Genomic DNA, 17,797 nt, shown 5'->3' with positions numbered 1-17,797 from the left:
CTCGACTTGCATGTATTAGGCACGCCGCCAGCGTTCGTCCTGAGCCAGGATCAAACTCTCCATGAAAATGGTAAGCTGATTAGCTCAATTTGCATCACGCTAGCAATGCAATAATAATTCCGATGAAATTTGCCCTAATGGGTAAATTTCTTTGACGAGATTAATATCTCCTTAATTTCGCTTGGCTTTTGTTCAGTTTTCAAAGAACTCGTCAAAACAGCAACTTTAACATCTTAACAGTTCCAAAAAAGAATGTCAATATTTTTGTGTTTTGTTAGCCGCGTCAGCAGCGACGGTTAATAATATAACACGTATCTCAAAATAAATGCAAGTCATTTTTTAAAAAAATTCTCCTTTTCACAAAAAAATGCAAAAGGACACCATATTAATTACAGGCATCCTTTCACTAGATTAAAATGTGTTAAGCATTTGAAACATAGGGAACATCGTTACAAGAAACAACACTAAAATAAATCCACCTATAAACAAAAAGAGAATAGGTTGAACAATTTGCAAACCTCTCTCAAAAAAATCTTCAAGCTCCCCATATAGAATATCACTATATTGAACAAGGTCACTCCCTAAGTACCCTGTTTTTTCTCCGTTATCAATTACATACGATAATTCCTTCAGTAAATATTCTTTTTCTATCACCACGTCATGAAATGGTCGCCCTTGCTGAAGTTGATGTGAAATTTCTACGCTTTCTTGTTGTAAGAATTCGAGATAGTCTTGTGTTTGAAAGTGTACCAAAGCTTGTTGCAAACTCATCCCTGCTTTCATGAGTCCTCCCATTTGAAGTGCAAAAAAATAGGTTATTACTACTTTTACATACTTGCTACAGAACGGAAGAGAAAGGATCCTCACTACTTTTTCGTAAGGGGTCAATTTATTTAGCATATGAAATACATAGAAAATAATAATAGAAACAACCAATAAAAAAATAGTGATTATATAAGGGAAATTATAAATAAAGGTTAGAAGAAAACTAATAAATAGTGGTAATTCTTCTGGCACTACAGAAAAGGAAGTTTGAAAATGAGGAAGGACAAACTGAAACATTAATAACAACAAAAAAATAGAAAGGAAGAGAAGAAAGACTGGATATCTTAATAGCTTACCTAATTCTGCAAGGGTTTCTTTCCTTCGAATCAATAATGACCCCGCCTGAATAAATCCTTCTGCTAAATTACCTTGTTTATCATAAAAATAAAGGAATGATTTAATGCTATTTGGAATATCAAAGGATTGAAATGCTTCATGTACCGAAAGACCATCTTTAAGATTTATCAAAACAAAATCAATTTGTTCTTTTGTTAATTTACTAACGTGAAGTTGGACAAATTTAAGTGCAACTTCTAAAGGGTAACCTTGCTGAAGCATACGTCCAACCCTTATAAAAGAATAAGCAGCATTTTGAAAGTGTTTTTTACGTTGCGTCCTTTTAGATAGTTTTAAGAACAAATTCCAACACCTCTTTTTCATCAATAAAACCTAATGCCCATGCTTTTTTCGCTTCACTTAAAAATAATTCACCAAGAGCTTCATCTTCTTCTTTCAAAAACTTTCTTAATTTCTCTCCTTTTAACACCTCATATAGTGCAGCCCTTGGCATCGACCTCGTCCTAGCGCAAAACCAATGGCACTTCCCTGGACAAAATGGACATTTAATATTTAGAATTCGCTGAGATAATAACACCCTGCAACATTCAATGAGCTCCAGGCGAGAAACACCTAAATCAATCATTCTCATTACTGCCGATTCACAATCATTAGCATGAACCGAAGCGAGTACCAAATGACCCGTAAGAGCAGCCCTTATTGCTAACGATGCCGTTTCCTCATCCCGTATTTCACCAATTAAAATAACATCCGGATCATGTCTTAATGATGCCTTTAAAGCATTATCAAAGGTCATACCTGTTTTCTGATTCACTTCAACTTGAACGGTATTTTCAACGACTTGTTCAACGGGATCTTCAATTGTAATCACTGATTTCCCACCGTTTTTAATAATATAATTTGTTAATGAATAAAGAGTAGTTGTCTTTCCAGAGCCAGTAGGTCCAGACAGTAAGCAAAGGCCATGAGAATAAGATGTAATAGTACGTAATAATTGAACTTTATTATGAAGGATAGGCAAGGATGGTAGCGCCTGTGAAGAAACATGAGGGAAAATTCTAATTGCTAAGCTTTCTTTCTCCCTAGAAGGAAGAGTGGATAACCTGAGGGAAAATGTTAAGGTTCCTTGCTGATATACCATGGAAGTGCTTTGTGGTTTGCGACGTTCGCCGATGTCCATTCCCGATCGATATTTAAAATGGCTAATTAATCTCTCTGCGATGATTGGGTTTACTTTTCTCCAAGGCTCCAAGAAGCCACCTATTCGACAGGTAACAATGTAATAATTTTCTTGAGGAATTAAGTGAACATCGGTTGCCTTCATATAAATAGCGTCACTTAATATATGCCTACTATATTGTTCAATATCATACAATCACTTCAACCTCCTTTACTTTTAAATAAGGAATTCAACACTTTCAAAAAAAATCCTTTAATTAAATGAATAGTTTTTTGAAATTAGGCTAAGATATTTACTAGTAAGCGCCACAGCGAACAACATTTTACAGAACACATTTTACGAACAAAGTTTTTTTGAATAAAAACAAAAGCTTGTGGTTATGCTATAAATACCGATGGGCTATAGCCAAGTGGTAAGGCACCGGACTTTGACTCCGTAATGCGCTGGTTCGAATCCAGCTAGCCCAGTAAATCTCTAAATTGAGGTTATCTCTTATCAGATCTGTTTATGACAAAATGCAGATCTAATGAGATAACCTCTTTTTTTAATTCATACACGCCACCTTCTTGCATATCGTTATTACATGGTTAACTCTCTAACTTTTATAAGTAAAAGAAGGTGAATCTGTGAAAATTTTTAGTGAATTCAAGGAATTTGCCGTTAAAGGAAATGTCATTGATATGAGTATCGGTGTCATTATAGGTACAACCTTCGCGAAAATCGTTGAGTCATTAGTTGATGACATCATTATGCCTCCATTTTGGTTGTTGTTTGGACAAGTAGATTTTTCTAATATGTATATCAACTTATCTAACCAACAATTTGCTACCTTATCTGAAGCACAAGAGGCTGGTATACCAATGATTAACTTTGGAGTCTTTTTAAACCATACCGTTCATTTTTTTCTTATCGCGTTTGTTTTATTCTTATTTGTTAGACAAGTAAATCGTATTAGACGTCCCGAGGAAGACCCTTTAATTAACATGAAAACAAAATTATGTCCACACTGCTTTCAGTCTATTGCTTTCAAAGCAACTAGATGCCCAAATTGTACATCTTTGTTAAATGACACACGTACTACAACACAAAAGCCTACCTATGTTCGTATTCAGAAAAAGTCATCTTCTTGAATTAGATTTCCTAGTTCGACTTATTTTTGTAGGTGGTTGCTTCTGTATCCACTTTATAAAATTTTTTAACCTGTCATCATTTATTAACCTTTCTAACGTCATCAGACGATTCGCAATTTCTTTATTTGTATATATGACAAGGGATACAAAGTTCAGCCGTTGGAAGATGTGTCCCTCCCTCCTCTTTTGGTGTTAAATGATGAACTGTTAATTCAACTTTTCCTCGATGACACATTTGACACGTACCCATTCTTTTTTTCATTTTCCATCCTTCTTTATCAATTTATTAATTAACCTACGTGAATTTAGGTCTACTATCTTCCCCTTTCCTCTCTTTCACGTTTTACTTGAACTGAACTTATAAAAAGAAAATTTAATCCGATAATCGCCGCTATAAATGGCCCAAATAAAAATTGATCTTGAAAGTACCAGCCACCTATAAGAAAAGTAATGGCAGTAATTGTAACGATACACCCTAAAATAAAAAACGAAATCATAAGATACCTCTCTTCTTTGTTTTTTCTAAATCTCTTATTTCCTACGAAAAGTAGCACACTTTCACGACAAAATTTGCTACGATAGACAAGAACATATTTATGAGAGGAGACCTAATTATGCAAGTGGCTTATCACCAAGAAAAGCTTATTCATCTCTCAAGCTGCGAGCGTGAAAAATGGCAACAACTGTATATGGCTAGTATTCGACAGGAGGTCACTTGTATACATTGCCACTCACCTCTAAAAATGGAGATAAGTATCCTCACTCCTCCAAAGTTTGTCCATTTACACGAAACAGATGAATGTAGGGAAACGGCTACTCTAATGGAAAGAAAAATGACAAAAGTTAACCAACACATAGATACGGAGCCGAAAGTCGAAAATACATCCGGGATTCAATTACCCAAAAGAAGAGTCATTACATCACCCTCTTCCTCAAGCAACCAAGACAATACTTGGAAAGAGCCAGAATTAGTTAAAGCAATCCCTTCCTTTCTACCTAAAGAGCCTATTATTAATATTGACTCCAATAGTTATCGCCATACTTTAGCTAACAATGGGATCCATTTAGATGATCATCAATGGAGTGCTGTGCAAACAACAGAAGGGCCACTTCTTATTTTAGCCGGAGCCGGTAGTGGCAAAACACGTGTATTAACAACAAGAACAGCTTATATGTTAACTGAGCTCAACCATTCACCAAAAGAGATTATTTTAGTAACCTTTACAGCGAAGGCAGCAAAAGAAATGAGGGAACGGATGGCCCTGTATCCAAGTATAAAAGCTGCCGATTTAAACCAACTTGTTATCGGGACATTTCACAGTATCTTTTACAAAATGCTTATGCATCATGAGCCCAGCCAATGGGCACCAAATAAATTATTAAAACAAGAGTGGCAGCGTCAAGCTATGATTAAAGAAGCAGGCCGTGAAATTGACATAGATGAAAAGGAATTTCCTTTTGACCAAGCTTTAACTCAAATAAGCTGGTGGAAAAATCACCTCATCACCCCACAACAAATAAAGACAAAAGATATATGGGAAGAACGCGTTTCTTACTTGTACAAGCGATATGAACAAATGAAGCTCTCAAACAATTTATTTGACTTCGATGATATGCTAGTTGGTTTGCATGAATTATTAACTACCAACCAAAGACTGTTAAAACGTTATCAACAACGCTTCGCCTATGTCTCGGTCGATGAGTTCCAAGACATTAACAAAGTCCAAGTTGAATTAATAAATATGCTAAGTGACCACACAAAAAACTTATGTGTAGTAGGTGATGACGATCAATCCATCTACGCATTCCGTGGGAGTGATCCGTCCTATATATTACAGTTTAAAGATCGTTATCCAGAAGCAAATACGGTAATCCTAGATGAGAATTACCGATCAAACCATCAAATTGTTTCTTCAGCTAATAATGTGATTGCAACCAATCGCAATCGCTATCCAAAACAATTACATGCACAGTCAACATCAAATCAAGTCCCACTTCTTTTTTATCCTTTTGATGAAGAGGAAGAAGCAACGATGATTATGACTGATATAAAACAACAAATAGAATTAGGTGCAGAGCCTTCAGAATTTGCCGTCTTATTTCGAACAAATAGTTCAGCACGAGCTTTGATTGAACGCTTTATATCATCAAGTATCCCTTTTCAGCTAGAAGTTGATGGTGAATCTTTTTACCGACGAAAAGCTGTCCGTAAAATGCTGTCTTATTTAAGGCTAGCGATTAATCCTGATAACGGACAAGCATTACAAGAATTAGTCGGCGCCCTATTCTTAAAGCAACATGTTACGCAAGATATTAAAGCAGTCAGTATTGAAAATGACTGCTCATATGTTGAAGCTCTCTCTTATCTTAAAGGGCTACAGCCATTTCAACTTAAAAAACTCGCTGCCCTACCGAAAAAGTTCGTGCAACTAAAAGAAAAGGCACCTGTTGATGCGATTACATTCATTGAACAAGAAATGGGCTTTAATGATTATGTAAAAAAACAAGGAAACGAAGGAAACAAAATGGAACGTGGCTCTGATGACATTCGAGATTTAAAAGTCGTTGCAAAGCTCCATAATACGCTCGAAGACTTCTTAGTGTATGTTGACCACATGACAATAAAATATAATGAACTTCGTCACCAAAATACAACGAATGCCGTTCAACTTATGACGATCCATCGAGCAAAAGGGCTTGAATATAAACATGTATATATCCTTAGTTGCGTTGAAGGTGGCCTTCCACATGATTATGCACTTGATGCTTGGCGAGAAGGAGACGACAAACCACTCGAAGAAGAGCGTCGCCTTATGTACGTTGCAATGACAAGAGCTGAAGAAAGTTTAAAGATGTCCGTTCCACTAATGAGACGAGGAAAAAAAGCCTTTCGTTCTAGGTTTGTTAGAGAAGTTCAAAGAATAGCGCCAAAACAATCGTTTAAAACCTAACCTAAAAAGGAGTCTAAAAATGGAAAAAGAACAAATGATAGAAAAAACACAACAATGGGTGAAAGAACAGCTACTACATGAAAAGACTGGACATGACTGGCATCACATTAGACGTGTTAGTGAGCAAGCACAAGAAATCGCATTAATAGAAGAAGCAGATGAGCTCATCGTAACACTCGCCGCTCTAACTCATGATCTAATTGATGATAAAGTAGTTGACAACGAAACAGAAGGATTAAACCGAGTTACCAAATGGCTTATAGAAATCGGTACTAACAAGGAACAACGTGAGCATATTCTACAAATTATTACTACAATGTCCTTTAAAGGGGGTACAAACAAACCCGTAACTACTCTTGAAGCCCAAGTCGTCCAAGATGCTGATAGACTTGATGCATTAGGGGCAATCGGGATCGCAAGAACATTTATTTACGCCGGCAGTAAAGGTGACCCAATGTACGACCCAACACTTCCTGTACGAGAGAATTTCACCATTGATGATTACCGAAATGGTCGTTCGAGTGCAATTAACCATTTCCATGAAAAATTGCTTAAATTAAAGGATCTAATGAATACAAACGAAGGGAAAAAACGAGCTGAAAGCAGACATCAAGTTCTTGTAGAGTATCTTGAGCAGTTTTATCGTGAATGGGGTAAAAATTAACATTCATTAATACTGAGATTTTATTTATAGACGAGGCCCCTAAAAAGATAATTTCACCCTCTTTACGGGCCCTGAGGTAATGCGCAGAGTCGTTACGTTTTTTGAAAGCCTTTCTATATCTCATAGAAAGGCTTGTAACGTGCGAAGCCATTGCACTTCTTCGAGGCACTTTTTCAGCGTCCTCTTTAAACCTTCTTTAATGTAATAAGTTCTATAAATACAAGTAAAACTTTATCTAATTACGTACTAGAGTGTAAAACCAATTATTTCTTTTCTTTACTTTTTTGAGGTAGCTCTTTTACAGTCCGTTCTTTTTTCTTCAACATGGATTTTTGGTAGACAAATTCTTGCTCTAACACCTCAACTTCCCTCTCTTCCCTCTGATAAATATATAATAATGGCATTTTATTTTTTCCCATTCTCACTCACCTCTTAACTTTTATACTTTAGTTCATCTATATTTATGAACAGTTCAATGTATGATACAACTTCTATAATTTGCATAATTAAATCAGGATTGCTTACATATGTATAAATGGACAGGGTGTTTAGTGTGTAAATAAGAAAGTCTACTTAACGAGGTGAAGGATAATGGAACAAGTCGAAAGAAACCTTAAAGAAGCTCTCGAAAAGCTCGAAAAAGCGATTTATCAATATGAAGAACATTTGTATAAAGCGGCTGAGAAACTTGAAACAGAAGAGGAACATTCGCAATCACTTAAATCAATGAAAGTTTTGTTACATGATAAGAAAAGAACGCTGGATCCTCATGTACAGTTTGAAGATATTAATAATAATTCATTATCGAAATTAGATTCAAGTATTCCATCAGGACACTCTGTTACGCTATTCTATTATAAAAATCCAATCCAAAAGCAAACCATCTATCATTCTGAGCAAGTACAACAAAAACCCTGGTTCTCATTCCGATTTAATAATTTACCATAAGAAAAAAAGGTCGACTCTTAACAAAGAGTCGACCTTTTTTTATGATTTTTAACTTTTCAATTTAGGACAATCACCTACTGAGTTAAGATCCATATGATAAAGAGAACTTACAAAAAGGAGGAACTTTCATGTACGGACCACAACAACCAGGTGTTCAATTTTTACCCCCTACTGTTATTACCCAATACATGAATCAATGGATTACAACATCGATCCCGACTTACGGGGAAGTTATAGGCTATATAACAGATTTCAACCGTAGAACAGGTATGGTTTCTATGTTTATTTACCGAGCACCGAGCTACCAACTTCAGTTTATTCAAGTACATCACAGTGATTTAGTCGGAATCGCTCCTTATTATGGACCCATTCCACCACGTCCAGGCAGACCGCCTAGACCTCCTAGACCTCCTAGACCAAGACCTCCTTATCATCATAGCCCTGGTTTCCCAGGTGGAGGATTTTGGCCTTGGGTCTTTGACCAAACAGGTGTCTTTGGTCAAAGGTACTAAAAAGTCAGTAAAAGTAAAGAAAGGGCTGAGTCATCTTCAGCCCTTTCCTTTGTTTTTTTATGAAAGCGACAAAATATTATAACCACTATCTACATGTAGCAGTTCTCCTGTCATTCCACGTGACAAATCACTCATTAAGAATAATGCCGTATCCCCAACTTCTGCTTGAGTCGTAGTACGACGTAGAGGAGCACGCTCTTCAATCTCTTTTAAAACGTCGTTAAACCCACCAATCCCCTTCGCCGCTAATGTACGAATCGGACCAGCTGAAATAGCATTAACACGAATGTTCTCTTTTCCTAAATCATTAGCTAAATATTTCACACTCGCATCAAGTGACGCTTTCGCAACACCCATAACATTATAATTTTGCACCACTTTTTCTCCACCAAGGTATGTTAACGTTACAATGCTTCCACCTTCTGTCATTAATGAACGTGCTTGTTTTGCAACTGCCGTAAGTGAATAAGCACTTATATTTTGGGCAAGCAAGAAACCATCTCGAGTTGTATTTAAATACTCTCCCTCTAGCTCTTCTTTGTTAGCAAAAGCAATACAGTGAGCAATCCCATGAATGGTTCCTACTTCACTCTTTATTTGTGAAAATGTTTTTTCAATTTCTTCATCACTTGTAATATCGCAAGGTAAAACAAGATGGTCGTTCCTCTCTAATGATTCCATCAGTGAACGAACATTTTTTTCTAATCTCTCACCAGCATATGTAAAGATTAATCGTGCTCCTGCGCTCGCTAATGACTGGGCAATTCCCCAAGCGATACTACGTTTATTCGCCACGCCCATCACAACATATGTACGATTTTCTAAATTTAATTGATACATTTCTTCCCCTCCGTTATGAGTAGTTATTAATACCAAGTACTAATTATTATAGCATACGTATCCCATGATAGATAGTTCAACAAGCATCTACTCTATCCCTTTTTTTGTCTCGATATTCTTCTTCTCATAACTACAAACATCGCACTTATAAATTAGGTTTTGATTTGACTGTGCCGTTAATAAATTCGTAATCGGCTTTTGATCATGGCAATTAGGACAAATAACCATCGCATCCGTTAGCATCTTAATCATTCCCCCTATTTTTTCTCACTATTTTTTCCAGAATGTAAAATATCATACATGATGTTGCTTTCCCAAGCCCATCTCCATAAAAAAAGAGCCCTCCCTACTTTTGCTATAAAAGTAGGGAACAGACTCTATTAAAAATTAAAAGTAGCTTTCTTACTCATATGAACTGTGTGATAAAAAGGTTTTCGGCAGTTCCGTCCCTCTAGTTCCTCTTGTATCAACCTCTTCTGCCTCAGGTGGATATACCATAATAAAACTTTTCGGTCCAGAATGAGCTAGTACACGAGGTAAGCGTTCAAGTTGTGGATGCCAAGCAATGGTTCCTCTTCTAGCACTAAAAACGAGGACAACATCATCTGAACGTAAAAGTGGTTTATACGTATTATGCCACTCATTCCAAGTTTGAAGGCTAGTAATCGTTATTTTAACATCAGGTTTTACCTCATTAAAACTTCTTTCATAGCTTTTTATATTATCCTTAATAATGAAGCAAGAAATCGTAGCTCCTAATTGACTAGCCATTTTTTTTGCAACCTGTACAGCCTGATAATAACCAGCTTTATGATCAAAACCAGACGGGATAAGAATAACAATTCGCTTCGTCGTATTTAATGGATGACCAAGTTTAGATACTAAAATCATTTGTGTCGTTCTCTCAAGTAATTGGTCTAGAACACCACCAAAAATTTTTTGTGGGGTAGATAATTTTCCATTCCATCCAATCACTGCTGTCGTAATACGTGATTCCTCCATTGCGCGCACCATGCCAGAAGTAATATTGGAATCAACACGAGTAAGCATTTGAATTGGAACCTCAGCTCCTGCGGCATAAGTGACCGCATGCCCGAGTACTTTCTCCGCTTGCACTATTCTGGATTCAGAATCTTCTCTACCTCCTTGAGCAACAGATAAAGTATAAAGAGGTTGAGGTGATTGCCCTCTTATAATAAACGATAAATCTAACAATGAGTCCATCGTATGTGGATTTGCAATTGGTACCATTACTCGCTCAGGAGCCAATGACGGTTCGTACGGTTTTTGTTCCTCTTTCATAGCAATTATTCTGGAGAATTTCTCTACAGTATATGGTCCAATCATACATGTAACTAAAATCATCACAATAATTGCATTAACCGTTGCCTGATCAAAAAAGCCTAGATCAAACCCAACGAGTGTGGCTGCCAGGGTAGCTGCTGCTTGAGGAATCGTTAGACCAAAGATTAACTTTATTTCCTCATTCGAATAATGATAGATTTTGCCTGTAATCCATGCTGCACTAAATTTTCCTATTAATACAAGTGTAACAACTAATGTAGCCTTCACCCAAGCAGAAGGATCTGATATCAATATACTTAGATCCATCAACATTCCTACAGACAGCAAGAAAAATGGAATAAATATCGAATTACCAATAAATTTAATTCGGTTCATGAGGGGACTTTGTTCAAAGATAAATCGGTTTAAGGCAAGCCCCGCTAAAAATGCCCCGATAATAGGTTCCAAGCCCGCTACCGTTGCAAAGTAAGCCGAAACAAAGAGTATCGTCATAACAAAAATATATTCTAGTGTTCCTTCACTGCTTAGTGTCCGAAAGAAAAACTTCGCTGCAACAGGTACAATTATAAAAACACCTGCAACATATACGACTAGGGATACAATTAAAATAAACCAAAAGTCTGGAGTTAGTTCGCCTTGGGAGGAACCAGCAACAACTGCTAAAATAAGTAAAGCAAGAGTATCTGTCATAATCGTTCCACCAACAGAAGTCGTTACTGCTTTGTTTTTTGCAATTCCTAAACGACTAGCTATCGGATAGGCTAGTAACGTATGTGACCCAAGTAAAGATCCTAGTAAAATTGCTCCAGCAATACTATAGCCTAAAAAGTATGCCCCGATTGTCCCCAGTAAAAACGGGATTAGAAAAGACATCGTCCCAAAGGTCAAACTTCTTTTCCGGTATTTTTTAAATCCCTCAAGATCAATTTCAAGTCCTGCAATAAAAATAATATATAAAAGTCCGACTGTACCTAATAAAACAATTGTTGGATCCCTATCAAGTAGCCCAAGACCGTTAGGACCAATAACTACGCCGGCAAAGATAAAGCCAATAATGCCAGGTACTCTAAACTTCGCCATAATCAATGGGGCCACTAAAAAAACGACCATAGCAATTGCAAAAATTAGGACGGGGTCCGTTACTGGCTGTGGCAACATTGATCATTCACTCCTTTAATTCCTTTATCTATTTGTGCAAGTCTAATCAATAGTAAAGAACAGTCCCTTACGCTGTCAATGCAAAACTCTTTTGTAACCCCTTACAAATAAAAAGCTATAACTTGGAAGCAAATGGTGAATATTTAGAGGAGTTCATTGCTTTTCATTATTTGGATAAGATATCATTTGAAATAGTTATATCAGCATTCGAATGAATAGGAGGACAACCTTAATGAAACTTGATATTATTGGTGATATACATGGATGTTATGATGAGTTTATTTCTCTTATTACGAAATTAGGATATCATTATAACGAAAACTGTTACGTACACCCGACAGGTCGAAAATTAGCATTCGTAGGTGACTTAACAGATCGTGGACCAAATTCCTTAGCAGTTATTCAAACAGTTTTTGATTTAGTAGAATCAAATCAAGCATATTACTGTCCAGGCAATCATTGTGATAAACTATATCGCTATTTTTTAGGAAGGAACGTTCAAATTACACATGGCTTGGAAACAACGGTAGAAGAATTAAAACGATTATCAAACAAAGAATATAAGAAAGTTCGCCATCAATTTATGAGCCTCGTTGAACGTTCTCCCCTTTACCATGTGCTTGATGACAAAAGACTTGTAGTTGCTCACGCTGGAATACGTAGCGATTTGATTGGTAAAACAAGTAAGCGAGTTAAAACCTTTGTTCTATACGGAGATATAACAGGAGAAAAAAACGCGGATGGTACTCCCGTTCGCCTTGACTGGGCTCAAGAACACCAAGGCAAAGAGTGGATTGTGTATGGGCACACCCCTGTTAACGAACCTCGTTTCGTTCATCACACGGTCAATATTGACACAGGTTGTGTTTTCGGTGGAGCGCTAACTGCGTTGCAATATCCGGAAATGCAAATTGTACAAGTCCCTTCAAAGCAACCACTTATCAAAGAAAAGTTTCGAACGTTTGACTAATCGTTATGTATATGAAAGGATTGAAAATTTTATAATGAAAAATTACATACTATCTCTTTTTTTTATTCTTATTTTGACGGGCTGCGGTCCTGAAGTTGCAATTGAAATTGACTCTGAACAAACCCGAATTATCCACGATGAACAAATTGGCATGGTTTCTTTCTATGTGCGAGTAGAAAATCATGGACAATTACCTGCAAACGAACTCTCTGCCAAATTTATTATTGATAATCCTGATGTTCAATCAGCTCTTGGTGGCGTAAATGAAATAGTCTTCTCTGATGAACATGATATACCAGAACGGTTCCAAATTAGTGGAGGTTCTAGTTTCTTTTTCGCCGAGGCATTCTCACTTGAAACAGACGTTTCAGATGAAGATTTAAGTCATGCAATTACAGTAGAGATTTTTGATAACAAAGACGAGATCGTAGCCGAACACACATTTCATCAAGTAACAGATGAATAAATAAGATTAAAGGCTAGTACAGGACAATCATTACCTGCTACTAGCCTTTTAATAAGTTTTTGTGTCAAACAAAAAGATTACCCATATCTCTAGGTAATTCTTTTGTCACGTTTATAACCCGATCATTATAAGGATGCATAAATTCAACACGATAACAATGAAGAGCTTGTCGGTTAATAACACTGCAACTTCCTCCGTACAAATCATCACCAAGAAGTGGGTGTCCAATATAGGAGAAATGAACACGAATTTGATGAGTACGACCAGTTTCTAATTTAATATCAACTAGACTCCCAAACTGAGCTTCTTTTTGAACAGAATAGTGTGTGATCGCTCGCTTTCCGTCAGCTCTGACTTCACGTGTAATAATACTATTAGGATCTCTTCCAATCGGTGCATCAATTGTACCTGCTTTATCCTGTAAATTACCCGATATGGCTGCTAGATAATAACGTTGCACCTTTCCTTGTTGCTGCAATTTGGACATTCTGTCATGAGCGAGCCGGTGTTTTGCAACTATAAGCAATCCAGATGTATCTTTATCCAACCGGTTAACAGCATGAAATGTCGCATTAATATCCCTCTTTCGGTAATACCCTAATACACCATTTGCTAATGTGTGAATGGTATGTTGCCTCGAAGGAATCGTTGGTAGTCCGGCCGGTTTGTCGATAACCAGTATGTGATCATCCTCATAAGCAATATCTAGTTTCATATGTTCAGATTTTAGCGAGGAACTCGTCTGTTCAGGTGGAAGAAGGATCACCACTTCATCACCTTCATAGATCACTTTACGTACCGTAACTTCTTCTTTATTAACTAAAATTTTTCCACCATTAAACTTTATCTCAGCTAAAGCCCTCTTTGAAATATGACAATTTTCACGCAAGAAGTAACGAAGCAATTGTTCATCACACTCTGCCCCAACTACCCATCGCAAAGTTGCCAAGTAGTTAGTCACGTATAAACGACTCCCTTACTCTTTTCCAAAAAGGAAATGGACGAAACCTAGCAAAACGAATTTTCTCTTCAGCTACTCGACATTGCAACGACTTTACCCGAGTATGATCAAGTGTGTAATGGTCAATCGTCACTTGAATATCAACATCATTTAACGGTTTGAGTAAGCATGTATGATGCTGAGGTAAAACAAGTGGAGATCCTACTGTTCGATACACCCGGTTGTTAATCGAGGCCATTTCAGCTATTTGAATTGAAGCAAGTGAAGGATGTAATATCGCTCCGCCTAAAGCTTTATTATAAGCTGTACTACCAGATGGCGTAGAAATACATAACCCATCACCTCGAAATACTTCAAAGGATTCTCCTTTTATATCGACCGTACTGACAAGTGATCCACCTATACTTTTTATCGTGCATTCATTTAAAGCCAAATGTCGCTCCGATTTGGTAACGCCTTCTCTTCTAATCACCACTTCAAGTAGAGGATATTCAACTATTTGATACGGTGTTTTGGCAATATGAATAACTAATTTTTCAACTTCTTCAGGGATCCAATCTGCATAGAACCCTAAATGACCTGTATGTATACCAACAAAAGCCGTATCCTCTAAACGGTCACAGTAATCATGAAAAGCTTGTAAGAGCGTTCCATCCCCACCGACAGTTACGACCATTTCTGGTTCTTTATCATCATAAATTAATCCAAAATCAAGCAAATACTGTTTAATTCGTTGCTGCAATTTATTAGACGTGTCATCCCCACGTGATGCGACGGCAAATTTCATTAGAATTCCCCTTTCTAAAGATTGTACTTGAACAATCTCAGATCACAGTGTTAATACCATTACATCTTTTTCGTAATAAAAAAACAGTTTTTTATCTACAACTTCTTTCCTTGTTCTTGTTTCGTTGAAATAATCTCTTGTGCATCTCTAACTTCATCACGTATAATCGACATCTCTTCATCCAATAGAAAAGCAGCTTCAGCAGCACGTTGTAATCTCATCTTAATGTCTTCAGGAATTTCCCCACTATATTTATAGTTTAAAGAATGTTCAATTGTCGCCCAAAAATTCATAGCAAGTGTTCTTACTTGCAACTCAACTAAGATTTTTTTTTCACCATTTATTGTTTGCACTGGGTAGTTGAGTACAATGTGGTAGGATCTATACCCACTAGGTTTTTTTTCAAAAATATAATCCCGTTCTTCGACAATTTCAAAATCTTTCCTTGTTCGAATTAAATCAACAACCGTCTCTATGTCTTCAACAAACTGTGTTACAATACGTAACCCTGCTAAATCCTGCATTCCCTCTTCCAACCGATCCAACGGAATATTTTTCCGTTTTGCTTTATCTAAAATACTTGAAACCGGCTTAACTCTTCCGGTGACAAATTCAATTGGCGTGTGTTTAGATGATTGTTGATATTGTTCCCTAATCCCTTTTAGTTTAATTTTTAACTCCTCGACAGCTTGCCGATATGGCGTCAAGAAAATCTTCCAGTTGCTCATTGCATCACCGTCCACTCATGTAGAGAAATTGCATGATTGTTAAGTATGTTAGTTGAATATCTCCTTGACTGCACTTTCCATTTTTTCTCCGTAATTACCATTGCCTTCAATATTATCAGTTAAAAATACCAATTCCTCCACAATAGAAGTCAACTCGATATTCGTTTCGTCGTTTAGTCGTAAAGTAACTTGAGCATTCTCTCTTAAAACTCCATGTAATTGTTCCCATGTTGTTCGTGGGAAACAAACATAATAAAATGCTGATTCATCCTCTAATATGTAAATAAACGCTAATTCATCAGAATCAACAAGCATACGCCCACTAGCTTGAAGCGATTTAGCTACTTGTTCATCAATCATCTCATTCACGATCGCAATAACATTTCCATCTTCATTTTTAATTTGTTCCACAACTAATTTCTTCAAAAAATATCCCTCCAACTTTTCAAACACGTTCTTCAAAGATACCATTTTATTCTAACATAGTTCATCTGTAAATACGTATCAGTTCAAGCTTCCCCTTAATACGATAACCTTAATTACATTTGAAAGTAATTTACTGTTATAATTAGTAACAACAATTATAAATAATACTCGAGATAATATATTTTACTAAAGGATGATCAATCAATGTCACAAGAAGTTGAAATTGAAGTTAAATCAATGCTTAGCAGAGATTCATTTTTCACCTTATTAGATGAGTTTCAGCTTAGTACTACAGATGCAGTTGTGCAACATAACCATTATTTTGAAACACCGACTTACTCTTTAAAAGCTTGTGGTTCTGGACTTCGTATTCGTGAAATAAATCAATCCTACACATTGACACTAAAGCAACCTCATAAAGTCGGTAAGCTTGAGACACATCAAACCTTACAAAAAGAAGATTGGGTGTTGGCAAAAAAACAAAGTATATTACCTCCTGGGGATGTGCAAACACAACTAAAATTACTTCAAATCCCAATTGAACAACTTGAATATGTCGGAACCTTAACGACCAAGCGAATTGAAATAGACTATCATGACGGCACTTTATGCTTTGACGAAAGTAATTACTTCGATCAAATTGATTTTGAGATTGAATTTGAAGGCAAAACAGAAGAACACGCTAAATCCACCATCATGAACTTACTGTCAAATTATCAATTGACTTATGTACCCACTAAAAATAAGGTTCAACGATTTTTCGAACGCAAAAACAACTTTAACCAATCATAACCAATTGTTGTCCTAGAAAACATTTGTTATGATAAAACAGAATCGGCTACTTTACAAAGAGGTGCTACTATGAACTTGTCCTTTTTACAACAAGTTAATCATCTTCCATCAATTCAAAAATTACAAGCAACAAAAAATCAACAAAATATCATGCAATCTATGTTTTCCGGTTTTTTAGAAGAACAAATAAGTAGACTTCAAATGAATAATACTCATGAAAGAAAGAATGACTTGTACTTAAATCCTGCTATCCAACATTGGGTTGAAACTCAAAACAGTACTTTAAATCATTCTATCGAATCAATTCAAACAAAATCACAACCAAAAACGGAGTCTACATTCCAACCATATATTGAATCTGCAGCGAAAAAATACAATCTTGACCCGAAGTTAATTTATTCCGTAATCAAACATGAGTCAAGCTTTAATCCGAATGCTGTTAGCCATGCAGGTGCTAGGGGTCTAATGCAGTTAATGCCTGCTACAGCTAAAATGCTTCAAGTTAAAAATATTGACGACCCACAGCAAAACATAGCAGGGGGCGCCAAATATTTACGGCAAATGTTAGACCGATATAACGGGGATATTCGCCTAGCTCTTGCAGCTTATAATGCAGGACCAGGTAATGTCGATCGCTACAACGGGATTCCTCCATTTAAAGAAACACAATCATATGTACCACGAGTTTATAATACTTATATGAATGCCTAACATACTTAAGCTGACCCTCAAGAATAATCAATATCTTTCTTGAGGGTCAGCTTTTTACCTATTAGAGTCATCAAATTTGCCGATCCCGGGTCATATTGCTACAATATGAGAAAGAGTCGATATAATATAACATCCTATAAATTGGC

20 protein-coding genes, 1 tRNA gene, 1 rRNA gene and 1 pseudogene are annotated in these 17,797 nt (G+C 36.5%); 10 read left to right on the top strand and 13 right to left on the bottom strand.

Going from position 1 to position 17,797, the window contains the following annotated elements; genetic code table 11:
• The 3 genes from AC1FXZ_RS19375 to comGA all read right to left on the bottom strand — a co-directional run.
• Positions 1 to 66, bottom strand: a 16S ribosomal RNA gene (locus tag AC1FXZ_RS19375); the annotation flags it as partial.
• A gap of 345 nt (positions 67 to 411) precedes the next feature.
• A complete protein-coding gene (comGB, locus tag AC1FXZ_RS19370) occupies positions 412 to 1,485 on the bottom strand; it encodes a competence type IV pilus assembly protein ComGB (RefSeq protein WP_480056738.1) in 1,074 nt (357 codons plus the stop codon).
• Positions 1,445 to 2,497 (bottom strand): competence type IV pilus ATPase ComGA, encoded by a 1,053-nt coding sequence (comGA, locus tag AC1FXZ_RS19365; RefSeq protein WP_480056736.1) that lies wholly within the window; start codon positions 2,495 to 2,497, stop codon positions 1,445 to 1,447. Before comGA ends, comGB begins: the two co-directional genes overlap by 41 nt.
• Positions 2,498 to 2,697: 200 nt before the next feature.
• Here comGA and AC1FXZ_RS19360 point away from each other — a divergent pair.
• Both AC1FXZ_RS19360 and mscL read left to right on the top strand, forming a co-directional pair.
• Positions 2,698 to 2,769: transfer RNA gene (locus AC1FXZ_RS19360), tRNA-Gln, on the top strand.
• A 165-nt stretch (positions 2,770 to 2,934) separates the two neighbouring features.
• Positions 2,935 to 3,432: a large conductance mechanosensitive channel protein MscL gene (gene mscL, locus AC1FXZ_RS19355; RefSeq protein ID WP_480056746.1), complete on the top strand. Its 498-nt coding sequence runs from the start codon at positions 2,935 to 2,937 to the stop codon at positions 3,430 to 3,432.
• On the opposite strand, the pseudogene AC1FXZ_RS19350 reads toward mscL, so the two are convergent.
• Both AC1FXZ_RS19350 and AC1FXZ_RS19345 read right to left on the bottom strand, forming a co-directional pair.
• A pseudogene (locus tag AC1FXZ_RS19350) lies at positions 3,421 to 3,694 on the bottom strand (HNH endonuclease). The gene mscL and the pseudogene AC1FXZ_RS19350 sit on opposite strands and share 12 nt — an antisense overlap.
• A gap of 52 nt (positions 3,695 to 3,746) precedes the next feature.
• Complete coding sequence (locus AC1FXZ_RS19345) at positions 3,747 to 3,929, bottom strand: hypothetical protein (protein WP_480056734.1); 183 nt, start codon at positions 3,927 to 3,929, stop codon at positions 3,747 to 3,749.
• A gap of 117 nt (positions 3,930 to 4,046) precedes the next feature.
• On the opposite strand from AC1FXZ_RS19345, the gene AC1FXZ_RS19340 reads away from it, so the two are divergent.
• Together AC1FXZ_RS19340 and AC1FXZ_RS19335 are read left to right on the top strand one after the other, a co-directional pair.
• Entirely contained in the window at positions 4,047 to 6,383 is a 2,337-nt protein-coding gene (locus AC1FXZ_RS19340) for an ATP-dependent helicase (RefSeq protein ID WP_480056732.1), read from the top strand.
• Positions 6,384 to 6,402: 19 nt separating this feature from the next.
• Positions 6,403 to 7,047: an HD domain-containing protein gene (locus AC1FXZ_RS19335; RefSeq protein WP_480056730.1), complete on the top strand. Its 645-nt coding sequence runs from the start codon at positions 6,403 to 6,405 to the stop codon at positions 7,045 to 7,047.
• Positions 7,048 to 7,310: 263 nt separating this feature from the next.
• On the opposite strand, the gene AC1FXZ_RS19330 is transcribed toward AC1FXZ_RS19335, so the two are convergent.
• Positions 7,311 to 7,466 carry a hypothetical protein gene (locus tag AC1FXZ_RS19330; RefSeq protein ID WP_480056728.1) on the bottom strand — a complete coding sequence of 52 codons (156 nt, stop codon included), beginning with the start codon at positions 7,464 to 7,466 and terminating at the stop codon, positions 7,311 to 7,313.
• Positions 7,467 to 7,638: 172 nt separating this feature from the next.
• On the opposite strand from AC1FXZ_RS19330, the gene AC1FXZ_RS19325 reads away from it, so the two are divergent.
• Positions 7,639 to 7,995 carry a hypothetical protein gene (locus AC1FXZ_RS19325; protein WP_480056726.1) on the top strand — a complete coding sequence of 119 codons (357 nt, stop codon included), beginning with the start codon at positions 7,639 to 7,641 and terminating at the stop codon, positions 7,993 to 7,995.
• A 128-nt stretch (positions 7,996 to 8,123) separates the two neighbouring features.
• On the top strand, positions 8,124 to 8,507 hold the full coding sequence (locus AC1FXZ_RS19320; protein WP_480056724.1) for a hypothetical protein: 384 nt from the start codon (positions 8,124 to 8,126) through the stop codon (positions 8,505 to 8,507).
• Between the two features lie 57 nt (positions 8,508 to 8,564).
• On the opposite strand, the gene fabI is transcribed toward AC1FXZ_RS19320, so the two are convergent.
• The 3 genes from fabI to AC1FXZ_RS19305 all read right to left on the bottom strand — a co-directional run bounded on the left by fabI (position 8,565) and on the right by AC1FXZ_RS19305 (position 11,810).
• A complete protein-coding gene (fabI, locus tag AC1FXZ_RS19315) occupies positions 8,565 to 9,347 on the bottom strand; it encodes an enoyl-ACP reductase FabI (protein ID WP_480056722.1) in 783 nt (260 codons plus the stop codon).
• An 87-nt stretch (positions 9,348 to 9,434) separates the two neighbouring features.
• Positions 9,435 to 9,599 (bottom strand): hypothetical protein, encoded by a 165-nt coding sequence (locus AC1FXZ_RS19310; RefSeq protein WP_480056720.1) that lies wholly within the window; start codon positions 9,597 to 9,599, stop codon positions 9,435 to 9,437.
• 150 nt (positions 9,600 to 9,749) lie between these two features.
• Positions 9,750 to 11,810 carry a cation:proton antiporter gene (locus AC1FXZ_RS19305; protein WP_480056719.1) on the bottom strand — a complete coding sequence of 687 codons (2,061 nt, stop codon included), beginning with the start codon at positions 11,808 to 11,810 and terminating at the stop codon, positions 9,750 to 9,752.
• 232 nt (positions 11,811 to 12,042) lie between these two features.
• Here AC1FXZ_RS19305 and prpE point away from each other — a divergent pair, with 232 nt between their 5' ends.
• A complete protein-coding gene (gene prpE, locus AC1FXZ_RS19300; protein WP_480056717.1) occupies positions 12,043 to 12,780 on the top strand; it encodes a bis(5'-nucleosyl)-tetraphosphatase PrpE in 738 nt (245 codons plus the stop codon).
• Between the two features lie 34 nt (positions 12,781 to 12,814).
• Entirely contained in the window at positions 12,815 to 13,246 is a 432-nt protein-coding gene (locus tag AC1FXZ_RS19295) for a hypothetical protein (RefSeq protein WP_480056715.1), read from the top strand.
• A gap of 64 nt (positions 13,247 to 13,310) precedes the next feature.
• Here AC1FXZ_RS19295 and AC1FXZ_RS19290 read toward each other — a convergent pair whose 3' ends face one another.
• From AC1FXZ_RS19290 to AC1FXZ_RS19275, 4 genes are all read right to left on the bottom strand, one after another.
• On the bottom strand, positions 13,311 to 14,207 hold the full coding sequence (locus AC1FXZ_RS19290; RefSeq protein WP_480056713.1) for an RluA family pseudouridine synthase: 897 nt from the start codon (positions 14,205 to 14,207) through the stop codon (positions 13,311 to 13,313).
• Complete coding sequence (locus AC1FXZ_RS19285; protein WP_480056711.1) at positions 14,200 to 14,994, bottom strand: NAD kinase; 795 nt, start codon at positions 14,992 to 14,994, stop codon at positions 14,200 to 14,202. Before AC1FXZ_RS19285 ends, AC1FXZ_RS19290 begins: the two co-directional genes overlap by 8 nt.
• A 95-nt stretch (positions 14,995 to 15,089) precedes the next feature.
• Positions 15,090 to 15,722, bottom strand: a complete 633-nt coding sequence (yjbM, locus tag AC1FXZ_RS19280) for a GTP diphosphokinase (protein WP_480056709.1) — start codon at positions 15,720 to 15,722, stop codon at positions 15,090 to 15,092.
• Between the two features lie 48 nt (positions 15,723 to 15,770).
• Positions 15,771 to 16,148, bottom strand: coding sequence for a UPF0738 family protein (locus AC1FXZ_RS19275; protein ID WP_480056707.1), 378 nt, complete (start codon positions 16,146 to 16,148; stop codon positions 15,771 to 15,773).
• A 204-nt stretch (positions 16,149 to 16,352) separates the two neighbouring features.
• Between AC1FXZ_RS19275 and AC1FXZ_RS19270 the strand changes: the two genes are divergently transcribed.
• Positions 16,353 to 16,940, top strand: a complete 588-nt coding sequence (locus AC1FXZ_RS19270) for a CYTH domain-containing protein (protein ID WP_480056705.1) — start codon at positions 16,353 to 16,355, stop codon at positions 16,938 to 16,940.
• 69 nt (positions 16,941 to 17,009) lie between these two features.
• A complete protein-coding gene (locus tag AC1FXZ_RS19265; protein ID WP_480056703.1) occupies positions 17,010 to 17,651 on the top strand; it encodes a lytic transglycosylase domain-containing protein in 642 nt (213 codons plus the stop codon).
• Positions 17,652 to 17,797 lie beyond the last annotated feature (146 nt).

Source organism: Halalkalibacter sp. HAAS-P014 (genome assembly GCF_056619965.1).
Note: the sequence above shows the minus strand (reverse complement) of the source record. Positions and strands in the feature narration are given on the sequence as shown.